The following is an 18,402-nucleotide window of genomic DNA, read 5'->3' on the forward strand; positions in this document are numbered from 1 at the left end:
CCGCACGCAGAGGGGACACGTCACACGACCGCGAGCGTCGTGGTTCGACAGAGCCCATGGTACGGCGGGAAGCCGATGCCGACCTCGTTCAGCGCGGAGTCGCTGGCGAGCGCGCGGAAGTCGCCGCGATCGTCGCGAGTGCCGAGCGCCGAGCGCGCCACCTCGGCGAGGTCGGTCCGGCCGGCGCCCCCGTCTACGTAGAGCCGGGTCCGGCCCGTCTCGGGGGCGCGGGACTCTCGAACCCAGGGCATCGCCTGCTTGATGGCCTCCGGGTCCTCGAACTGCTCGATGCGGTCGAAGCGCCGGAGGGCATCAGCCACCGAGAACGTCTTGCCGTGGAGGTAGCGGCAGATGTTCGTGGTCTGCTCGTCGAGGACGGCCTCGATGCGGTACTGCCGGATGCCCGCCTCGGCGTAGCTGCTCATCTGGGCGTAGGAGCGGCCGTGCGAGATGAACGAGCTGGCAACCGTCTCCCAGTAGAACGGCGCGCGATCGACGAGGGCCGCGCGGGCGGCCCGTTCGAGACCCGCGGCTATGTCGTCACGTCCGAGACCTTCCTCGAGCCCGGCCGCGACGATGCGGCGGGCCTCCTCGCCGAAGCCCTCGATGCGGCGGCCGTACTCGTCGCGGACGAAGTTGCCTTGGGAGCGGGTCACGTGGGCGACGACGCGCTGGTCGAGGGCGTTGAACTCGGCGCCGATCGCGAGCCGCTGCCCGCGTCGGGCCTCGGCGCGGGTGGCGTCGACCACCTTCTGCGCGGCATTGTTGAACGGCGCCTCGATGCGCGCCGGGACGATCGCCGTCGCGCGGCCCGCTGCGCTCATCGCCTCGGCGACCAGGCGGCGCCGCTCGGCGGCGGTGGTGCGGGACCAGTCGACGTCGAGGACGGCGATCGCCTCGCGCGCGGCGTCGGCGTCGGCCCGGCCGGTGGCGCTCCGGAGCCGCGCGGCCAGGAGTGCCACGGCGCGGTTGAACCCGGCGCGGGTGCCGAGGTTCATGGCCTTGGCCACGGGGAGACCGAGGCAGCGCTCGACGAGCTCGTCGGCGGCGACGCGGGCCTCGTGGACGACGAGGAGCCGGTCAGCGGAAGCGGATGTGCCGCACATCGGCGTCCTCCTCGAGCCGCAGCTCGCCGTGGCGCACGTGAATCAACACGCGGCAGAAGGTGCATCGGAGCGCCTTCGAGAACGTGAGGTCGTCAGGCTCGTCGCCCTCGGCGATGTCCAAGTCGTCGTGGCCGGCGAGCGCGGGCGTGTTGAACCCGCAGCGCGGGCAGCAGAGGTGGAAGCCGACGAGGAGGTTCGCGCGGTCCTGCGGTACTCGACGGACTTCGCCGCGCTCCAGGCGGCACGGTCGCTTCGACGAGGGCACGAGCTTCACGGCCCGCCTCCGACGATGAGTGGGCCTCGGCGCTTGGCGCGCACCTCGACGCCCGCCTCCGTGGGCGAGAACATGACGTCGTGCGAGGCCGCGCAGCGGTCGCAGAGGGCGAAGACGAGCAGCCCGTTGCGCCAGAGCGTGGTCGTCTCATCGAGGCCCGCGTGACGCTTGCACATTCGGCAGGCGATGACGCCGCGCTCGGCGTCGAGCTGGGCCTGCTGTACCCACGCGCGCTGATGCTCAGGGTGCATCGGGCACCTCGCCGAACCAGCGCGCGAACTCGTCGCGCGGCACCTTCACGTGCTCGACGTCCTGGTAGCGGCGCGCGAGGTCGAGTCGCCCAGCCGCGAGCCGCTCCTCCTCGGCGCGCAGGTCTTCGCGCAGCGCGAGGAGCTGCTTGGCGCTCGGGAGCAGGGACTCGGCGCCCACCGTCTTCGGCTTCAGGTCCTCGACGCCGGTCTGGATGCCCGCGAGGGTCAGGGTGATGGGGCGCTTGGTCCAGTCGTCGCCGATCTTCCTGAACTCCCGGTTGAAGATGTCGCCGGCCAGGAGGCGCCCCTCCTCGGGCGTCAGCACGCCGACGCGCACGAGCCGCTCGACCATCTCGGTCATGCGCTCTGGGTCGCGCGTCACCGGCGTCTGCGAGCGGAACCGCCAGAAGCGCACGCCCATGTCGGCGAGCAGTTTGCGGTTCATCAGGAAGTCGAACTCGTCGCGCTCGGGCTGGAAGACCTGATCCTCGGCGAAGCGCAGCGCGCTCTCGGCAGTCGCACGGTTGAAGTCCTTGCTCTCGCCGCGCAGGAGGCGCGGCAGCCGGAACGCGCTGCCGACCTTGTCGATGTTCCGCTCGTCGTAGACCTGAAAGAGCGCGTCCTGCTGCTGCGCGTCGGTCAGCGGGCGCAGCTCGATCTTCGCGCGACCGCCGTCGCCCGTGCCTGCGCCGTCCGCCTCGAGGATGAGGATCTTGTGAAAGTTCGCCTTGCCCTTGAGGTTCTCCTCGATGAAGCGCTCGATGCGCGGCACTGAGGCTTCGGAGAGCCGGCCGCCCGAGACGAGCAGCGCCATTGGCGGGACCGACTTGTTCTCGAAGTAGAGATAGTTGACCTCCTCCATCTGCCGCGAGCCGAGGACGGACAGCAGCGTGCCCACCCAGCGCGGCACGCCGTAGGGCGAACGCGGCGAGTGGATCGCGAAGTGGAGCAGCTCGGTGGCGGGGCCGTCGTCGGGCTTGGCGGCCTTGAGCGCGGCGATGTCGGGGAAGACGCGGCCGGTCGAGCGCGACACCACGCGCGGATCGCCGAACGACTTGAAGTACACGCACTCGGTGCCCTGGACCTGCACGTAGCGGCGCATGCGGCGGCGCGCGCTCACGGTGTCGAAGCTCACCGGCGAGACGCGCACGCGCTCGCGGACCTCGACCGCCTCGCGATCGAGCGGCAGGAGACGCACGGTGTACGACGGCACGTAGACCAGCCGCGCGAGGTCGCCCTTGCCGTCGCGGAGCATCTCCCAGAAGGCGTTCCCGGTGACCTCGAGATCCTGCCGCGTGCGGCGGCGCAGATCGACGAAGGAGTGGTCGAAGCAGGCGAAGTCGAAGAACGACTCCAGGCGCGCCCGCTCGACGCGCGCGAGCTGGCGCAGCTCCGCGAAGCGCGCCGAGATCTCCTCGGCGCTTGGCGTGAGCCCCACGCCGTCGGGCAGCGTGCCCGCGTCGCGCGCGGCGAGCCGCTCGAGCGTCATCGTGTCGGCCACCTTCGAGCGCGCGTCCTCGGCGTCGAAGTCGATGACCGCGTCGAAGCGGTAGCCGTTGCCGTCGATGTTGGTGGCGTAGGCGTCGACGTTCTGGCGCAGCGAGTTGGAGTGCTCGACTAGGAGGCAGAGGGTCTCCGGGTCGTAGGGCGGCAGCAGCGCGCCGGCCGAGGTGAATGCGCTGGTCGTGTCCTCGCCCGCGGGACGGCTCGCCGGGTCCTGCACCCGCGCGCCGACCACGACCGCCTTGAGGATCGTCTGGAGCCGCTGCTCGGCGTCGTAGACGGCGTCGGGCGTCGTCACCGCGCGGCCTCCGCGTACGCCACGAGTCCGGTCGGCGTGAACGACACCGCGCGCGCCCGGAGCCCGCGCTTGGCGATCGCTTCGTGGGCGGCGGCCAGGAGCCCGTCGTCGCTGGCGGCCTCGAGCTCGACGTCAGGCCCGGGCTCGGGCGGGGTGCCCGCGGGCTTGCCTGCCGGGATGACGAAGATCTTGAGGGTACGCCGCATGGTGGACTCCGCGAGACAGCGGAGGCGAGGCGCTTGGCCAGCCTGCGAGGAGGCAGTCCACCTGGGCACCGAGCATCTGGACCGCGCGCCTCGCCTCCGGGAGGAGCAAAGCGGCGCGGTGGCCTGGTTCGGGGACGGCGCCTTTTCTCGCTACGAGGGGGTTGCCTTCAGGCAGGCGACGGAGCCGTAGTGCGTAAGTGGGCCCGCGACGCGCGAACGTCCGGGCCCGTGGGTAAACCTTCAACCGAAAGGCTCACCGATGAAGAAGCTATCGAAGCAAGACCCGCCGCACAATCCCCAGCCCCTCTCCCCGAGGCCCAGCTACTACTGCCAGATGAAGCGCCCGGGTGAGGACGGCCACCCTGTCGATATCGCTGTTCAGCAGCGCCTCCCTCAGGATGCTGAGCACAAGCGCCTCTTGGAGCTTCAGGAGCAGGTGCGGGCCCAACTCGGGAAGAATACGAAGGCCTTCCTGGAGTTGGAGACGCTGCGCACCGACATCTCCTTGGACCGGGAGGAAGCGTACTTCAACCTGGGCTACGAGCACGGGCTCGCGGAGGCCCAGGCGCGCGCCCGCCGGGAGACGCTGGTGTACTCCGAGGCGGCGGAGGCACTGGCGATGGACGTGCGCGAGAAGCTGGTGCAGGCGCAGCTGCCATTCGAGGACGCGTTGATGGTCTTCCTCGAGTGCCTCTGGGTGGCGGCGCTGAGGCAGCGGGGCGTGCTGCCGGAGCACTCCGCGTAGGCGCACGCCCGCTTCAGCCCAGCACGCGAACCCCAATATTGCCAGCCAGCGGGCGCTCTGGCGCCCGCTCTTTCTGGCAGGCGAGCGCCACAGCCCAGAACTTGTCGGCGTGGCCTCGCGCGTTGCGCTCGGCATCGAAGCTGACCTTCCCGGAGGGTAGCACCCGCCGCTTGATTGCGTGGACCTGTGCGACGAGGTCGCGGTCGCGTGGCATCGTCACGTCACGCCGCTGCAGGAGGATTTTGAAGTCGGTCGCCCAGCGCTCCTTCGCCTCGTTGGTGAAGTTCTCGCCGACGACCTGCGGGAAGTCGCGCGACAGGTTCTCGGCGAGGTTCATGCCGATGCCGCTGCGGTCGATGGAGAGTCGAGCGACGGGCAGCGTGCCGAGCAGGCGCCGCAGCTCGGCCTCCTGCTCGGCGAAGGGCGTCCCCTCGAAGCTGCGCAACATGCGGCATGTGAAGCGGCCCTCGATTTCCTCGAACACCGCCAGCTCCGAGCGGTCGCGTGTGCGGCCGACGTCGAAGCCCGCGACGATTCGGCCTTCGGGCGCGCGCACGCTCGTCGGCTCGTCGTAGAGGACGAGGTCGTCGCTCGTGCACGGGAGGATCAGCTCGTAGGGGAAGAAGCTGTACGTCTCGTCGACGAACTTCCCCTCGAACTCCTGCTGGAAGTCCTCGAGCGGCAGCGAGTCGAACTGCTCAATGAGCGTGGGCCGCCCGAACCGCGTGACGCGCTCCTCGGTCGGCAGGTCGAGCGCGACCTCGGAAGCAGCGCGCACGTCGGTGGAGAAGAACCGGCACAGCCACCAGGGAACAAGCTGGCGGGTGTGGTGGGGGTACTTGCGCAGCTCCTCGTTCGCGATCTCCCAAAAGATGCCGCGTCGGCCGAGCGGGGTGCTACAGCCCGTGAGCTGCCCGTTGCTCCGCAGGATGAGCGCCGTCGAGCCCCGGTACACCTCGCGGTCGTTCACGTAGTGCGCGAGTTCGTCGAGGTAGACGTCGCCCTTCTTTCCGCGCGGCGCCTTCGAAGGATGCGACAGGATGCGCGAGAGTCGCTTCGTTGCGCCGTTCGACTCGAACGCCAGCTCCGTCTTCGAGTCGACGACGAGCCGCTTCTGGAACGCGAGCGGCAACTCCTCGTGGACTTGGCGCGCGATGAGGATCTTCTCCTTCGCGTCGTCGAGGTTGTAGGAGACGAAGACGGCGGTGTGCTTCTCGCGCAGGTGGCAGCGCGCGAGCGCCTCCAGCGCGAAGAGGAACGAGAAGCCGACCTGGCGGCTCTTCGTGACCCACCGGAAGCGAGAGCGGTTGTTGAGGAACTCGCGCTGGTACGCCTCGAGCACGATGGGCTCGTCGTCGTAGGCCATGAGCCCCGTGACGAAGCCGGGCTCCGTCACGAGCCACTCGGCGAACTCCTCCTCGGTGCGCTTGACGATCCCGAGCGTCATGCAGCCCTCCGCGACGTCGCGAGCGACCTTGCCTTCCTGCGGAAAGGAAGCCTGCATGGACGACGAGGAGAGCGACCATGACCGCCTACGCCGACACCATCTCGCGCCCCGCGCGCACCCTGACCGAGAGCGAGCAGCGCCTGCTCCTGAAGGTCACGGGTCAACACGTCGATGGCTTCCGGGACCACTGCATCTACTCGCTGGCGATGGGCACCGGCCTGCGCGAGCACGAGATCCTCGCGCTCGACGTCGGCGACGTGTTCGATGACGCCGGCCGCGCCAAGCGCCGCGTCGCGCTCCGCGTGTTCAAGCGCTCGGCGAAGGACCCGGCCCCGCAGGAGGTGCTGCTGCCCGACGTCGTGCGTGCCAAGCTCGAGAAGCTGCTGGCCGCAAGGAAGCGCGCGGGCGAGACCATCATGCCGAGCACGCCCATCTTCGTGAGCCGCCTCGGGCGACGCCTGTCCGCGCGCCAACTTCGACACGCCTTCGGCGTCTGGCAGGAACGCGCGGGCTTCGACCGGCACTTCAACTTCCACTGCCTGCGCCACAGCGCCTGCACCGCCGTCTACCGCGCGAGCCGCGACCTCCGGCTCACACAGCGTTTCGCCCGCCACAAGTCGGTGGTGACGACCAGCATCTACACGCACCCCTCGGACGAGGAGCTGCTCCGGTCGGTCCAGGGGCTGGTCTGCTGAGGGCGCGGCGGGACAGCGGGCGGGGCTCGCGGCTGTCCACACCCGCGTAGGCGACGCCTCGCGACCTACTTTCCGAGCAGAACCGAACGCGCCCGCGTGCTCGGTTTCCCGCGCGGCGCTCGGTTTCGAATCCCAGTGCTGCTCAGTTTCCCAAAACTGGCCCTCTCGAAAACGGCCCCAGGCACCCTGGGGCGGGCGCGCGGCGCCACGAAAATTTGCCCCCTCCCCCCTTTCGGCAGGTTGTAGGCATACGTGGGCCGATGCCGGCCCGCCGACGCCAGGGGCCAGCATGGTAGGCGCGCGCAGCGGGGGCGCGTCGGCACCGCCGCTAAGAGAGAAAAGCGGCGGTTCGCACCCGGCGCGCTGCGCGTTCTTGGGGAGTTGCGGCGCCTCGTCGGCGCCTCGGACGCGGAGGCCAATGGCCGCTTTCCGTGGATCCGCGCCCTCGACGCGGGCGAGGTCGGTCTCGGCGGCGGCGACTGCGAACTCGTGGGCGCCCGCGTGTACCGGCTCGCCCGGAGGTGAGCTCGTCGTGCTCGAGCGCTCGTCACTGGTCGGCGGCGTAAGGCCGCGGAATCCCGCGAGCAGCGCGATGCGTGCGTGTTCTTCCTGCCCGCTGTGAGCTTGGTGGGCGGGCCTCTGCGCGGCTCCGCTGGTCGCGTCGTCCTGGCCGCGTGGGCGCGCGGCGGCACCGGGGGCGATCATCCCTCGTCCTCCTCGGCTTCGGCGCCACGTGGGCCAACGTCGGCGGCGTCGTGCGGGGCCAGCGCGGCCTCGACGCGCTCGACGGCGCGCAGCACGCGGTTCTCGATCAGCTCGTGGTCGTCGGGGTCGGCGCCCATCGTCTCGGCGAGCTCGCGCGCGAGGTTCACCAGGTCGCGCAAGGCGGGGCGGAGGTCGCGGGAGAGGTTCGGTTCCTGGTCGGCTCCTTCGAGCGAGGGGCCGGGGGGAAACCGAGCGCTCAGTTGCTTCCCCGCGCGCGCTTGCTCGGTTTCGTTGCTCACTTCCTCCGCGCGCACGTCGATGACGACGCCGGCCATCGCTGGCGTGGCGCTCTCGGTCTCGCGCATCATCCGCGCGTAGCGCTCTTGCAGCGCCTCGAGCGAGAGGATGTTCCGCACCTCCTGCCGCGAGTCGGCGCCGCCCATGATGAACTGCTTGAGGCGCACGAGCGTGTTCACGTCGGCAGGGCTGTCGGTGCGGACGCGGCCATCCTTGAGCGCCTCCTCGAACTTCACGAGGAAGTCGTCGATCATCGCGACGAGGCGAGCCTCGCCGACCGCCAGCGCATCCGAGCGCAGCTCGACGAGCTTCTCGTCCTTGCGCGCCTCGATCCGCATCGCGGCGAGCTTGCGGCGCTTCATCGTGTTGTGGCTGCGCGCGTACTCGGCGATGACGCTGGGCACGACACCGTACTTCTCGGCGAGCGCGCGGTACGAGGGGTAGACCGTCGTGGTCTTGCCGTCGTCGAGGATCTGCACCTCGCCGAACACGAGCAGCCGGTCCAGCTCCTCGAAGGGAATGAGCGGCGCGTCCTGCCGGCGAGGACGACCGGGCCTGCGCTTCTCCTTCGGCGCGTCGGGCGGGTCTGTGGTGGGCTCGGGCGAGTCCTCTGCGTTCGCGTCCGGCTCCTCGACCTTCGGAGGTGGCGGCTTCGGCGTGTCGAGCTTCGCCCGCAACTCGGCGCGGCGCTCCGTGGTGCGATGCTTCTTCGCGAACTCGGCGATGAGGCTCGGCGAGACGTTGAAACGCGCGGCGACGTCTCGCTGGGTGAGCCACACGCGCTTCGCCTCGCCATCGGGCCCGGGTACCACCTCGCCCTCGACGAGCAGGCGCTCGACCTCCTCCGGCTGCGAGAGCTTCGGCCCTTCGTCCTTCGTGGGCCTTCCGCCGTGGGCCTTCTTCTTCGCCATCGTGCTCCTCAGAAGCCGCTCGCGAGCAGCAGCGGGGACGAGGCCCCGAGCAGCGTCTTCAGGCGTCGCAGCGCCCGCGACCGCTGGCGCTTCAGCCGCTGGTACATGCGCTCGCGCTCGAGGTTGTCATCGGGTCCCAGGCGCTCGACGTAGCTACGCAGCAGCTCGCGCCGGAGCACCGTCGCCTCGACGACGTCGAGCCCGCTCGGCGAGATGCCCTCCTCGACGGCGCGCTGAAGGAGCAGCGCGAGGTCGTAGAGCTTCTCGTCGGTCGAGGCCCGGCGCGGGGCGAGTGCCTCGAGATCGGCCTCGGCCACCGCCTCGACGTCGAGGCTCGGGTGCCGGTGATCGCGCTCCTTGCGAAGGAACGCGAACACCTGGCGCTCGGTCCGCTGACGCAGTCGCATCGCCACGCGATCCGTGCGCTCGGAGAGCGGCAGCTCCGTCAGCGCCGCGAGGAACGACGTGACCACGAGCTGGTCGAGCTCGTCGCCCGGGACCGTATCGCTGACGAGGCGGTTCCGCAGACGCACCAGCATCGGCGAGAACGCGACGAGCAGCATCGACGCCCAGAGCGCGGCACTGCTCGCACGGTGCTCGCCGATGAGCGCCCGCGTTATCGCCTCCCGTGCCGGGTAGGTGCTCTCCGCGTCGTCGTCGAGCGCGAGGAGCACCGAGGCCACGTCGGGGTGTGCCTCGAGCGCGGCCTGCCTCACGCGGCCCGCCTCGAAGACGCGCCGAGGAGCGACGAGCGCCTCTCGGCGCAGCCGCTCGATGACCGTGCGGAGGGCGCTCTTCACTTGTCCCTCCGGGCCCACCACTCGGCGACGAACTTGAGGAAGTCGTCGAGGCTCAGCGCGACGAACGGCTCGGCGCGGTCGTCGCGGATGATGGCGATCGGGATGCGTCCGGGCGGGGCCGCGTCCGTGGCCTGGCGAAGCGCGGCCCGGACGTTGGGCTGCTTGCCCCGCTTGGCCTCGGGCCAGAACACCGGGCAGTCGACGTCGGGCGTCTCCTCGCCCGTGCGGAACTGAAGGCCGCGGCGGACCTGCGCGTTCGGCATGGCCTCGCGGAAGCGCTGGACGAGCTCGCGCTCGAAGCCGGCGCCCTTCCTCCGAGAGTGCGCGCCGCTCATGCCCGCACCTCCCGAACGAAGCGCGCGGGGATGCCGAGCCGCTTCGCCTCACGCAGCTCGCGCTCCATCCCTCCGGTGACGAGCTCGCCGAAGACGCGGACCTCGTCGCAAGTGGCGAGCAGCTCGAGGCAGAGCGCGAGCGCCTGCTCTCGACCCGTGGCCTCGTCAACGAGCTGCGGGAGGTAGAGGTGCGGCGCGATGGGGAGCACGCCGTCGTCGAGGAGAAATTGACTGATCGCGCGGACCCGCTCGATGTTGCCGGCAGGGTCGGAGGCGAACGGGTGGCAGACGTAGACGCGTCGTCGGCGACCGGCCTCGAGCCGACGATGGCGCACCATCTCTGCGGCCGTGTAGTGCAGCCCGTCGAGCACCTCGGCGTAGGCCTCGCTCGGGTAGTCGCGCCCGTCGTCGAGGCGCCACGGACCGTACTGACGTCGGCCTTGCGCGAGACGACCGAGGAGCGCGTCGCAGATCTGCCGCTCATCCGCCGGGAGCCCGGTGATGAGTCCGCCCGCGCGCATGCGCTCCACCAGTCGTCGGGCGACCTCGAGCGCGCAGCGCGCATCGGCGAGCGCGCGGTGCGGGTGCGGACGCTCGAGGCCCAGCAGCTTCGCCAGCGGGTCGAGCGACGTCGACGGCAGCTCGCCCGTGACGACGAGCGGCCACGCGAGGCTCGCCGTGTCGAGCCGGTGGTAGTCGACGTTCGGCAGGGCGAGACCGGCGCGTCGAAAGCCAGCATCGAGGAAGGCCCAGTCGAAGCCGACGTTGTGGCCGGCGATGAGGGCTCCGTCGAGGAGCGGCGCCATTTCGAGCAGCGCCTCGCGGAGAGGGAGCGCGTGCTCCCACGCGGCAGTCGAGAAGCCGTTGATGGCCAGCGCCTCGAGCTCGGCGTCTCCGAGGCGCTCGGGCGCGACGAGCGTCTCGTACTCGTCGAGCACCTCCAGGGTGCGCGCGTCGACGCGGACGACGCCGATCTCGACGATGTCGTGGCGCGACGGATCGAGCCCCGTCGTCTCGAGGTCGACGAAGGCGACGGTCGTCTTCGGCGCCCGGCGCTCCAGGCGCGGAACGTAGCGAGGGATGATGGGCGCGGCGTCTACCGACGCCGGGTCGAGGGGCGGCGGGAGCAGCATCACGCCACATCCTTCGCCCAGAAGCGCGGAGAGACCTTCTTGTCGGCGTGCGCGTCGAGCTCGGCCTTGAGCAGCGAGACGCGGGGCTTGTCGAGCTTCTTGCCCAGCGACTTGAGGAGCGCGTCGAGCGCCTTCTTGTCGATGGTCCCGAGCTTGCCGAGCACCTCGTCGCGCGAGAGCCCCGTGGCCTCGGAAAGCAGCGAGAGCGTCGGCTCGAGCGGGTAGTCGAGGCTCGTCGTGGTGAACATCCGGTAGCGGACGCCGCCGAGGACGAGCTCGTCCTGCTCCGTCAGGTGCGCCTTGAGGATGTCCTCCAGATCCTCCTTCCGCGCGTAGAGCACCTTGGCGAGGCGGGCGACCTCCTCGCGCTCGCGCGCGACGGCCTCGAGGTCCGCGAGGTCCTCGCAGAGGAACTCGCGCTTGCCCTTGAGCGCGTCGGCGTACGCCGGGCACTGCTTGCGATGGTCGCAGTAGGAGCAGTTGGCGTTGAGGCGCGCCGGGTACTCCGTCGCGGTCTCGGTCTGCCGTCCGAGCGTCTCGACGTAGGCGAGCGCGTCGGCGAGTTGCTCCTCGGTGCGCGTCGTCTCCTGCCGGACGCCGTGGCGCAGCATCCAGAACGTCAGCTTCACCTTCTTCGCCCAGGGCCAGAGGCGCTGCGCAGCCACGTGGTAGAGCGAGAGCTGCAGCGAGGTGTCGACCTCGTCGCGTGTGAAGAGCTGGTGGTTGGTCTTGTAGTCGATGACCTCGACGGTCTCGTCATCGACCCAGTCGACGCGGTCGATGAAGCCGAGGACCGTGAACGGCCCCACCGGCAGCCAGAACTCCTTCTCGATGGCGAGGACGTCGCGGTGGTCGACGACGCCCTGGTCGCGGATGAAGTCGCGCAGGATGCGCAGCCCCTCGGCGAACACGTCCATGCCGGTGAGCTGCTCGGCGCTCCACGCCTTGCGATAGAGCTCGATGGCGCGCTCCTCGGAGAGCGGGCCCGAGCGCTCGTCGTCGAGCACCTCCTTCATCAGCCGCTCGAGGACGGCGTGGATGGTCTTGCCGAAGCGGAGCGCCAGCCCGGGCTCGGCCTGCTTCTTCTCGATGTAGTGCAGGCGGTAGCTGAGGGGGCACTGCTCGAATCGCGTAAGCCGCGAGTACGAGAGGTGCTGGTTCTTGAACGGTGCGTTGGTCATGAGCGCCTCGAAGGGCGCTCTGGGCGCTCAGGGTTGTTGGGGTTGGTCTTCTCGAACGAGACGATGTGCGAGCCCGGGAACACGCTCATGACGCGCGCGAGCGTCGCGGCGTGTTCGGGTGTGATCTCCTTGCGGTCCCGGCCCGTGTAAGCGGGCACCAGCCAGACGTCGCCGTACGTCTCCGAGCGCAGGAGCACCTCGACCCCGAGCGCCTTGAACGACTCGATGTTGTCGGTGGTGAAGCCGCGGAGCTGGTCGACGTCGACGGCGGGCGTCGCGTCGGCGTCGGGCCTCGGAGCAACCGTCATCGGTGCGGGCGGCGACGCCTTCGGCGCCGGTGCGGGCGTGGCGACCTCGGGCAGCGGGTTGCCGAACAGGTCGCGCGCCACTGGCTTCGGTGCGTGTGGCTCGTCGACGACAGGCGCGGGCGCGACGACCGGGAGGGCGCGCTTGTTGGGCCCGTTGTGCTTCTGCCACTCGGTGCAGACGAACTCGTCCGGCAGGAGGCACGTGCCGCCCTGTTGGAAGTGGAGACAGCGCTTGCCTTCGCCACGCGTGTACTTCTCGCAGGTGATGCCGGGCGGACGTTCGGCGGCCGGCGTGGGCGGCGGCGGTGCCGGTCTGATGAGGTCCCTGAGAGCCATCGCGTTCCTGGCCGGCGCCTTCGGACGGCGTCGGTGGGGGGGAAACGCGGACTCGCTCAGCGAGATGGGACAGGCTTCGGACGGGCGCCGACGAATTCGTACGCGGAGGGGACGTGGAGGACGACGACGCGGCGGCGGTCCTCTTCATGGCCGAATCGCGCGCGCTCGGAGCGGGCAATGACGACGTTGCGGAAATGCAGCCACCCGAAGTGGAAGAGGCTCCGGGCTTCAGCCTGCGTGAGCCGTCCGCGTCCGGCCTTGAACAGCGCGGGTCCCGCCGACGCGAGGTGGACTGCGATGTGCTCGTCCTTCATCCGCATGAAGTGCTCGCGCTCCTTCAGCGTGCCCTCCTCGATGCCGAGCAGGATGTTGAGCACCAGTTCGGGGAGCGCGTGCCGCTTGTCCTCGGCGTACCGGCGCTCGCGGTTCATCGAGCGCATCAGGCGGTCCGAGGAGACGCGCGAGATGAGCCCGGCCTGCGTGAGCCGCGCCGCGAGGCGCTGGAACTCGAGGATGAGCGCGTCGCGCTCCTCCTTCGTCGGGAACGGGAGCGGGGCGTTCGAGGCGTCGTGGTCGGTGGCGGTGTCGTTCATGGGTGGGGAAAAGCGACCCTGAACGATGGAACGGGACAGCGACCTCGCAGGCTGTGACCGGGACGGCGTTCGCGCCCGGGACCCCAGGACAGGGCCTCGGCTGACCAACGCCGTACCTGTCCGCCGCTTTCTCCAGCAATGACAGGTGCTTGGCGCGACTTGGACAGCGGACGCCGTCCGGTGGGTAGCAGCACATGCGCTGCGCGGGACCTTCTTCGAAGCGCCGAAGGCTCGAAGGCGCCCCCCCGAGAAATCGCGAAGTCGTTCTGAGTAGAGCTACTCGAACGAAGCTGTCCACAGGGAGAAGAGATACGTAACCACTGAAGAAGAGAAGAGAAACGGCTGGACAGCGACGTGTCCGGGCCTGTCCACCTGCTGTCCACCAGTTCCAGGCGCGAAGTCCGTCCCGACGCCTTCAGCTTCGAGCAGCGCGCTGTGACGTGTGACGATCTTCGGGGAGGCGCGGAGGGGCCGGTGACGCTCAGCGCCAGAGTTCCATCCGCAGCCCACGCGTGTCGACCGGCGGCGACGCAGGGATGACAGCGGCCACGCCCGATGCGATGCGGGCGGCGGACCAGCACGCGATGCACGCGTCAAGCAGGTCGTCGGCCTTCACGCCCACCGGAAGACGCGGACCCAGGAGCTTCAGGGGGGTGGCGAGCCCAAGGCGCGCCAGCAAGCGTTCACGTTCAATCCGCCCGGCCTTGCGCTTCTTGGAGTGAACCATCGGCTTGCCGCCGTTCGCTTCGGCGAAGGACAGCTCGGGATGGACTTCGCGTACTACCTGCTGGTGCTTCGGGGTGAGCGCGGCGTCGACCTGGTCGATCTTGGGCACGATGGCGAAGGCCTGCTGGGACAGGCCGGGCGCGCCTGGGTTGCTCCCTCTGTTGGCGCTCGACACCGTCGCGTAGTCGCCGCCGGCGCGACACGCCGCGACGGCGCTGCGGGTCGGAGCCGAGAAGACGCTCGATGCTCGCGATCCGAGGAGCTGCCGCGCGTCGACTTCGCATGCTCGTCCGCCGGCCACCGCGATGTCGAGGAGGCCGATGGGGATGTCGACGGCGATCACCGACGGCGCTTCCGGCAGCGCGAGCACCGCCGCGAAGTCGGGCACGACGCGCGCGACGCGGGTGTTGAGCGCCAGGTCGTTCAGCACGACGACCCAGCCCGTCTTACACCCATCGACGCCCGCGACCCACGCCATCACTCAGGGCGCGGCCAGATAGCCTTCGCCTTCATGAAGACCAGATCCGTCCGCTCGCGCAACTCTGTCTCGGTCCACCGCTCGCGCGCCGCGATCCACTTGTTCATCTCGAAGTGGCTGTCGCTGAGGAGCGCCTTCTTCTTCGGGAACGGGTCGTTCGAGAGCTCGCTGTTGTAGCCCGTGAGCGTGAGGTTCCCGAGGAGGTCGAGCCACTTCTCGTGGATGTCGTCGGCGCCAGCGCCGATCATCGTCCGCCACTCGGCGTTCAGCGTCTGCGGCATCACGTGCTCGATCGTCGCGCTCTCGAAGGTCGCGGGCTCCTTGTGGCCGTGGTGCTCCTCGAGCGTCTCGAGCAGAAACTTGCAGCGGTCGATCGGCTGCGCATACGCGCGGTAGCGGAGGAGCGACTCCTTGAACTCCTCGTCCTTCGGCCAGCGCCGCCCGCTCGTTCCCGCCGCGAGCGTCTTGCTGAGCCAGGCGGGGATGTCGGCGTTGGGCATCTCCTTCGCGATTGAGAGGAAGATGCGCTTGAGTTGGTTCGTCGGGACGCCGCAGACCGTGCGGCGCACCGCGAAGGACTCGATCGTCGCGAGACACTTCGCGACGTCCACCGCCGAGACGATGCCCTTCGACTTCGCCTCGAGGAGCTTCAGGATGAAGGGGTTGGCGGTCGCGATCTCCCAGCGCCGCAGCCGACCGAGCCCCGTGGCAATGTTCTCGTCGATCGGCTTCTTGAGTCCAACGATCTCGGCGTAGAGCAGCGAGGCCTGCTGCATGCGCTGCAACTCGGCGGCGATGGAGGCGTCCGAGACCGAGAGCAGCCGCTTCTTGAGGACGCTGTAGATCGCCGACTTCGCGACCTCCTCGCCGGTCATCATGAGGAACTGCCTCATGAACTCGGTGAGGTGCTCGCCGGGCAGCAGCGCCTGCATCGGGAGCCACGCCTCCTCGTAGGACTTCTGCTGCGCGTTCGAGTGCAGGCGCAGGAGCAGGTAGTTCCGAATGAGGTCGGCTTGGGTGAGCGGAGCGCCCTTGGCGTTCAGGCTCTCGAAGATGAGGTACGGGTCGTCCGTGTCGCCGAGGTGGATCGCGACGACGGTGAGCCGGTTCTGGATGGCGTTAGTGAGCCGGTCGAGGTCGAGCTTCTCGCCGTCGGAGTCCGTGCCCGCGATCTTCTTCTTGAAGAACTCCAACGCCTCCGTGAAGCGCGTGCCGGGCTGGGGCTTCGCGCTGACGAGCGACTGGAAGGCAGGGCGGTCCGGCTGCGTCGGCAGGAGCTTGAAGTAGTCGAGCTCGTCGTAGTCCTCGTTGATGAGGAGCTTCGTCAGTCGCCGGTACTCCTTCGACTCCGGGTCGAGGAACGCTCGAATGGCGCAGATGAGCACCGCGATCGTTGTGAGGCGCTGCTGGCCGTCGATGACCAGGAACTTCGACACGCCGACGGGCACCGAGCGCGCGGGAGCGGTCACGATCGCGCCGGTGAAGTGCGTGGCGACCGTGTCCTCCTCGCTCCGCTCGTACTGCTCGAGGAGGTCGGCCCAGAGCGTCTCCCAGTCCTTGGTGGTCCACTCGTAGGAGCGCTGGAACAGCGGCACCATCATCTGCTTCGTGCCGTCGAAAAACTCTGTGATCTTGCTAGGACGCGCTTCCATCCGGGGCCTCAGGCGGTGGTGACGACGTAGGATCACAGACTGACCCGGGGCGCGTCCAGCGTCGCGAACGCCGTCCCGGCAGCGCCCATCCCGACCGGGCCAAGGAGCCGCGCCAGGAGGGGAGGGGGGAACCCATCCCGGAGTCGCGGCGCATTCCCACCCTCGATCCCCCCATGGGCTCGCCACCGAGGCTGCTCCCGTACCCGCCGATGCCCGGTGGGCCGCGAGGAGACAGCCCATGAAGACCCAGTCCACCACCACCGACTGCCGCTGCAAGGCCTGCGGCGCCCTGCTGGCCAAGCTCGATCGTGACAGCCTCACCATCCGTCGCGGCGACATGCAGATCGTCGTCACCGGCGACAGCACCGTGTCGGTCACCTGCTACCGCGGCCGCTGCCGCACGTTGAACGTGCTCGCGTCGCGCAGGCCGACCACGCCGTCGCCTGCGTCCGCGCTCCCGAGGGCGACCGCCGCGTAGCTCGCGGCCGCGTCCCTCACCTCCAAGTCCACCGAGCGCATGACGCCCTAACCACGGCCCCAAGGAGCGCCTGACGCCCGCCGGAAAGGCGGCGCGTCATGCGCGCAAGCTGGGAGGCTCTGCACGCGGGCCTCGATCGTTCCCTTCGTACTCTTCAGGCAGACCAGGCGTTTCAACAGGCGAAGCAGCAGTACCCCGCGCTCGCGGGGTTCGACGAGCCCAAGAAGCTCGTCGCGCACCTCACGAGCAAGCTCGGGGACCTTGACGAGAAGGACCGCATCCTCGGCACCCTCGTCACGCTGGTGCAGCGGCGCGAGCACCACGAGCTCGCGATCGCGCTCCTCTGGCTCGGGCTCTGGCCGGGGCTCGACGCCATCTACCGGCGCCGGCTCCGGCACTTCTCCGGCGAGCTCGACGAGCTCGTCGCCGACTTGGCCAGCGCGTTCGCCGAGCTGGTCGAGCGCCTCGACCTCGATGCCGTTCACCGGGTGGCAGCGACGTTGGTGCGCAGCACCGAGCGCGACGTGATGGATCATCGCAAGCGCGCGTGGGCCGACGACGCGCACGAGCTCAACGGCGAGCCGAACGAGCCGCTGCGCGATCTCGAGGGTGACATCTTCAGCGCGAGCTGGTTCGACAAGGCGTCGCTCCAGCGGTGGGCGGCGTCGGGCAACGTCGTCCCCGGCCTCTCGTTCGACGAGGACCTCGCGGTCCTTCGCGCCTGGCTTCAGCCGATCGTCCGCGAGGACGCCGAGCTGCTGCTCGCGGTGCTCGTGCTGGACGAGACGCAGCGCGAGGCCGGCGAGCGCCTCGGGCTCTCGCACGACGCGGCCCGCAAGCGCTTCCAGCGCGCGCTGGGTCGCCTCCGCGAGCACCTCGCGAAATCGATGTCCCACTCCGGTCGCGAGGTTCGCGTTTGCCCCCCACGAAACCGCTGAACCACCCGGAGGAGCCCGTCGACATGAACCACGCGAAGCCCATCCCCAGCCCGACCGACGACGACTTCGTGCGTCTGCCGGGCCTCTTCCGCCGCTGGGAGATCGAGCAGGTCGTCGACCCCGGCGTGGACTTCCACCTCGAGGAGGCCGGCGAGGCCTCCGACGGAACCCCGCTCTTCGCCGTGTACCGGCGCGAGCGGACGACGAGCAGCGGCAACCCCAACCCGAAGAAGGAGCAGTGACCAATGGCACCGAGCATGTGGCAGCAGACCGAAGAGATGGCAAAAATGCACGACCAGGGCGGGAGCCTCTGGCTCAAGCTCGCAGGCGACGGCGACAAGGCGGTCGTCGTCTTCCTGGGTGAGCCGCACCCCCGCGAGGTCTGCTTCGTCGACGGCAAGTACGTCGAGTTCGACGACAAGCTGAAGGCGCAGGGCCTCAAGCCCTCGCTGCGCGTCGCGCTCAACGTCGCGCTCTTCGACTCGAAGGAGGTGAAGGTCCTCGAGCAGGGCGTGATGTTCTTCAAGGACCTCGTCCGCGTGCGCGAGAAGTACGGGCTCGAGAAGTGGGCCTTCGAGATTCAGCGCCACGGCGCCGCGAAGGACCCGAAGACGACCTACAGCATCCTGCCCGAGCACCAGCTCTCGGTCGAGCAGCAGAAGGCCTTCCAGGCGCTGCCGCAGCACGACCTCGCGAAGCTCTACTCGGGCGAGGGCGACGATAAGGGCAACTCGCTCGACAGCTTCGACAAGAAGGCCGACGCCAAGGGTGACGGCACCATCTTGCCGAACGTCGCGCAGGGCATCGTCACCGCGCTCAAGGCTCTCCCGCGCGAGGCCACCGACCGCTTCCTCCAGAAGTTCGGCATCCAGCGCATCAAGGAGCTGCCGACGTCGCAGGTGGAGAAGGCGCGCGCGTTCGTCGAGCAGCTCCAGACGGAGTCCGCCGCGCCTGCCGCTGACGAGACCGAGGTCGACCCGTTCGCCTGAGCGCCGCGGCGCGAGGA

21 protein-coding genes are annotated in these 18,402 nt (G+C 69.6%); 6 read left to right on the forward strand and 15 right to left on the reverse strand.

What is annotated here, in order from left to right; all coding sequences use genetic code 11:
* Nucleotides 1-20 precede the first annotated feature (20 nt).
* The 5 genes from NR792_RS36805 to NR792_RS36825 are packed head-to-tail and all read right to left on the reverse strand — an operon-like array spanning nucleotide 21 to nucleotide 3,638.
* On the reverse strand, nucleotides 21-1,106 hold the full coding sequence (locus tag NR792_RS36805) for a head morphogenesis protein (protein ID WP_375757382.1): 1,086 nt from the start codon (nucleotides 1,104-1,106) through the stop codon (nucleotides 21-23).
* Nucleotides 1,081-1,380, reverse strand: coding sequence for a hypothetical protein (locus tag NR792_RS36810; protein WP_375757383.1), 300 nt, complete (start codon nucleotides 1,378-1,380; stop codon nucleotides 1,081-1,083). The genes NR792_RS36805 and NR792_RS36810 overlap by 26 nt, the downstream gene beginning before the upstream one ends.
* Complete coding sequence (locus NR792_RS36815; RefSeq protein ID WP_375757384.1) at nucleotides 1,377-1,631, reverse strand: hypothetical protein; 255 nt, start codon at nucleotides 1,629-1,631, stop codon at nucleotides 1,377-1,379. The genes NR792_RS36810 and NR792_RS36815 overlap by 4 nt, the downstream gene beginning before the upstream one ends.
* Complete coding sequence (locus NR792_RS36820; RefSeq protein ID WP_375757385.1) at nucleotides 1,621-3,432, reverse strand: phage portal protein; 1,812 nt, start codon at nucleotides 3,430-3,432, stop codon at nucleotides 1,621-1,623. The genes NR792_RS36815 and NR792_RS36820 overlap by 11 nt, the downstream gene beginning before the upstream one ends.
* Complete coding sequence (locus NR792_RS36825; protein ID WP_169824383.1) at nucleotides 3,429-3,638, reverse strand: hypothetical protein; 210 nt, start codon at nucleotides 3,636-3,638, stop codon at nucleotides 3,429-3,431. The genes NR792_RS36820 and NR792_RS36825 overlap by 4 nt, the downstream gene beginning before the upstream one ends.
* A gap of 259 nt (nucleotides 3,639-3,897) precedes the next feature.
* Between NR792_RS36825 and NR792_RS36830 the strand changes: the two genes are divergently transcribed.
* Nucleotides 3,898-4,383, forward strand: a complete 486-nt coding sequence (locus NR792_RS36830; protein ID WP_375757386.1) for a hypothetical protein — start codon at nucleotides 3,898-3,900, stop codon at nucleotides 4,381-4,383.
* Between the two features lie 13 nt (nucleotides 4,384-4,396).
* On the opposite strand, the gene NR792_RS36835 is transcribed toward NR792_RS36830, so the two are convergent.
* Nucleotides 4,397-5,830: a terminase large subunit domain-containing protein gene (locus NR792_RS36835; RefSeq protein ID WP_375757387.1), complete on the reverse strand. Its 1,434-nt coding sequence runs from the start codon at nucleotides 5,828-5,830 to the stop codon at nucleotides 4,397-4,399.
* Between the two features lie 77 nt (nucleotides 5,831-5,907).
* Here NR792_RS36835 and xerC point away from each other — a divergent pair, with 77 nt between their 5' ends.
* Nucleotides 5,908-6,525 carry a tyrosine recombinase XerC gene (gene xerC, locus NR792_RS36840; protein ID WP_169824386.1) on the forward strand — a complete coding sequence of 206 codons (618 nt, stop codon included), beginning with the start codon at nucleotides 5,908-5,910 and terminating at the stop codon, nucleotides 6,523-6,525.
* A 701-nt stretch (nucleotides 6,526-7,226) separates the two neighbouring features.
* On the opposite strand, the gene NR792_RS36845 is transcribed toward xerC, so the two are convergent.
* From NR792_RS36845 to NR792_RS36885, 9 genes are all read right to left on the reverse strand, one after another.
* Nucleotides 7,227-8,438, reverse strand: coding sequence for an AT hook motif domain protein (locus tag NR792_RS36845; protein WP_375757388.1), 1,212 nt, complete (start codon nucleotides 8,436-8,438; stop codon nucleotides 7,227-7,229).
* 8 nt (nucleotides 8,439-8,446) lie between these two features.
* Entirely contained in the window at nucleotides 8,447-9,238 is a 792-nt protein-coding gene (locus NR792_RS36850) for a hypothetical protein (protein ID WP_375757389.1), read from the reverse strand.
* Nucleotides 9,235-9,573 (reverse strand): hypothetical protein, encoded by a 339-nt coding sequence (locus tag NR792_RS36855; RefSeq protein ID WP_375757390.1) that lies wholly within the window; start codon nucleotides 9,571-9,573, stop codon nucleotides 9,235-9,237. Before NR792_RS36855 ends, NR792_RS36850 begins: the two co-directional genes overlap by 4 nt.
* Entirely contained in the window at nucleotides 9,570-10,706 is a 1,137-nt protein-coding gene (locus tag NR792_RS36860; protein WP_375761751.1) for an exonuclease domain-containing protein, read from the reverse strand. The genes NR792_RS36855 and NR792_RS36860 overlap by 4 nt, the downstream gene beginning before the upstream one ends.
* Nucleotides 10,706-11,887: a RecB family exonuclease gene (locus NR792_RS36865; protein ID WP_375757391.1), complete on the reverse strand. Its 1,182-nt coding sequence runs from the start codon at nucleotides 11,885-11,887 to the stop codon at nucleotides 10,706-10,708. The genes NR792_RS36860 and NR792_RS36865 overlap by 1 nt, the downstream gene beginning before the upstream one ends.
* The gene (locus NR792_RS36870) at nucleotides 11,884-12,531 is read right to left on the reverse strand and encodes a hypothetical protein (RefSeq protein ID WP_375757392.1); all 648 of its coding nucleotides are present in this window, start codon (nucleotides 12,529-12,531) and stop codon (nucleotides 11,884-11,886) included. Before NR792_RS36870 ends, NR792_RS36865 begins: the two co-directional genes overlap by 4 nt.
* A 56-nt stretch (nucleotides 12,532-12,587) precedes the next feature.
* The gene (locus NR792_RS36875; protein WP_375757393.1) at nucleotides 12,588-13,124 is read right to left on the reverse strand and encodes a hypothetical protein; all 537 of its coding nucleotides are present in this window, start codon (nucleotides 13,122-13,124) and stop codon (nucleotides 12,588-12,590) included.
* A gap of 481 nt (nucleotides 13,125-13,605) precedes the next feature.
* Nucleotides 13,606-14,328 carry a DUF429 domain-containing protein gene (locus NR792_RS36880; RefSeq protein WP_223643813.1) on the reverse strand — a complete coding sequence of 241 codons (723 nt, stop codon included), beginning with the start codon at nucleotides 14,326-14,328 and terminating at the stop codon, nucleotides 13,606-13,608.
* Complete coding sequence (locus tag NR792_RS36885; RefSeq protein ID WP_375757394.1) at nucleotides 14,328-15,980, reverse strand: DUF262 domain-containing protein; 1,653 nt, start codon at nucleotides 15,978-15,980, stop codon at nucleotides 14,328-14,330. Before NR792_RS36885 ends, NR792_RS36880 begins: the two co-directional genes overlap by 1 nt.
* Before the next feature lie 238 nt (nucleotides 15,981-16,218).
* Between NR792_RS36885 and NR792_RS36890 the strand changes: the two genes are divergently transcribed.
* The 4 genes from NR792_RS36890 to NR792_RS36905 all read left to right on the forward strand — a co-directional run bounded on the left by NR792_RS36890 (nucleotide 16,219) and on the right by NR792_RS36905 (nucleotide 18,385).
* Nucleotides 16,219-16,458 (forward strand): hypothetical protein, encoded by a 240-nt coding sequence (locus tag NR792_RS36890; RefSeq protein WP_375757395.1) that lies wholly within the window; start codon nucleotides 16,219-16,221, stop codon nucleotides 16,456-16,458.
* A gap of 98 nt (nucleotides 16,459-16,556) precedes the next feature.
* Nucleotides 16,557-17,396: a sigma-70 family RNA polymerase sigma factor gene (locus NR792_RS36895; protein ID WP_375757396.1), complete on the forward strand. Its 840-nt coding sequence runs from the start codon at nucleotides 16,557-16,559 to the stop codon at nucleotides 17,394-17,396.
* A gap of 23 nt (nucleotides 17,397-17,419) precedes the next feature.
* Nucleotides 17,420-17,638 carry a hypothetical protein gene (locus NR792_RS36900; RefSeq protein WP_342379471.1) on the forward strand — a complete coding sequence of 73 codons (219 nt, stop codon included), beginning with the start codon at nucleotides 17,420-17,422 and terminating at the stop codon, nucleotides 17,636-17,638.
* Nucleotides 17,639-17,683: 45 nt separating this feature from the next.
* A complete protein-coding gene (locus NR792_RS36905; RefSeq protein ID WP_375757397.1) occupies nucleotides 17,684-18,385 on the forward strand; it encodes a hypothetical protein in 702 nt (233 codons plus the stop codon).
* Nucleotides 18,386-18,402 lie beyond the last annotated feature (17 nt).

Source organism: Corallococcus exercitus (assembly GCF_042231735.1).
Classification (GTDB): domain Bacteria; phylum Myxococcota; class Myxococcia; order Myxococcales; family Myxococcaceae; genus Corallococcus; species Corallococcus exercitus_B.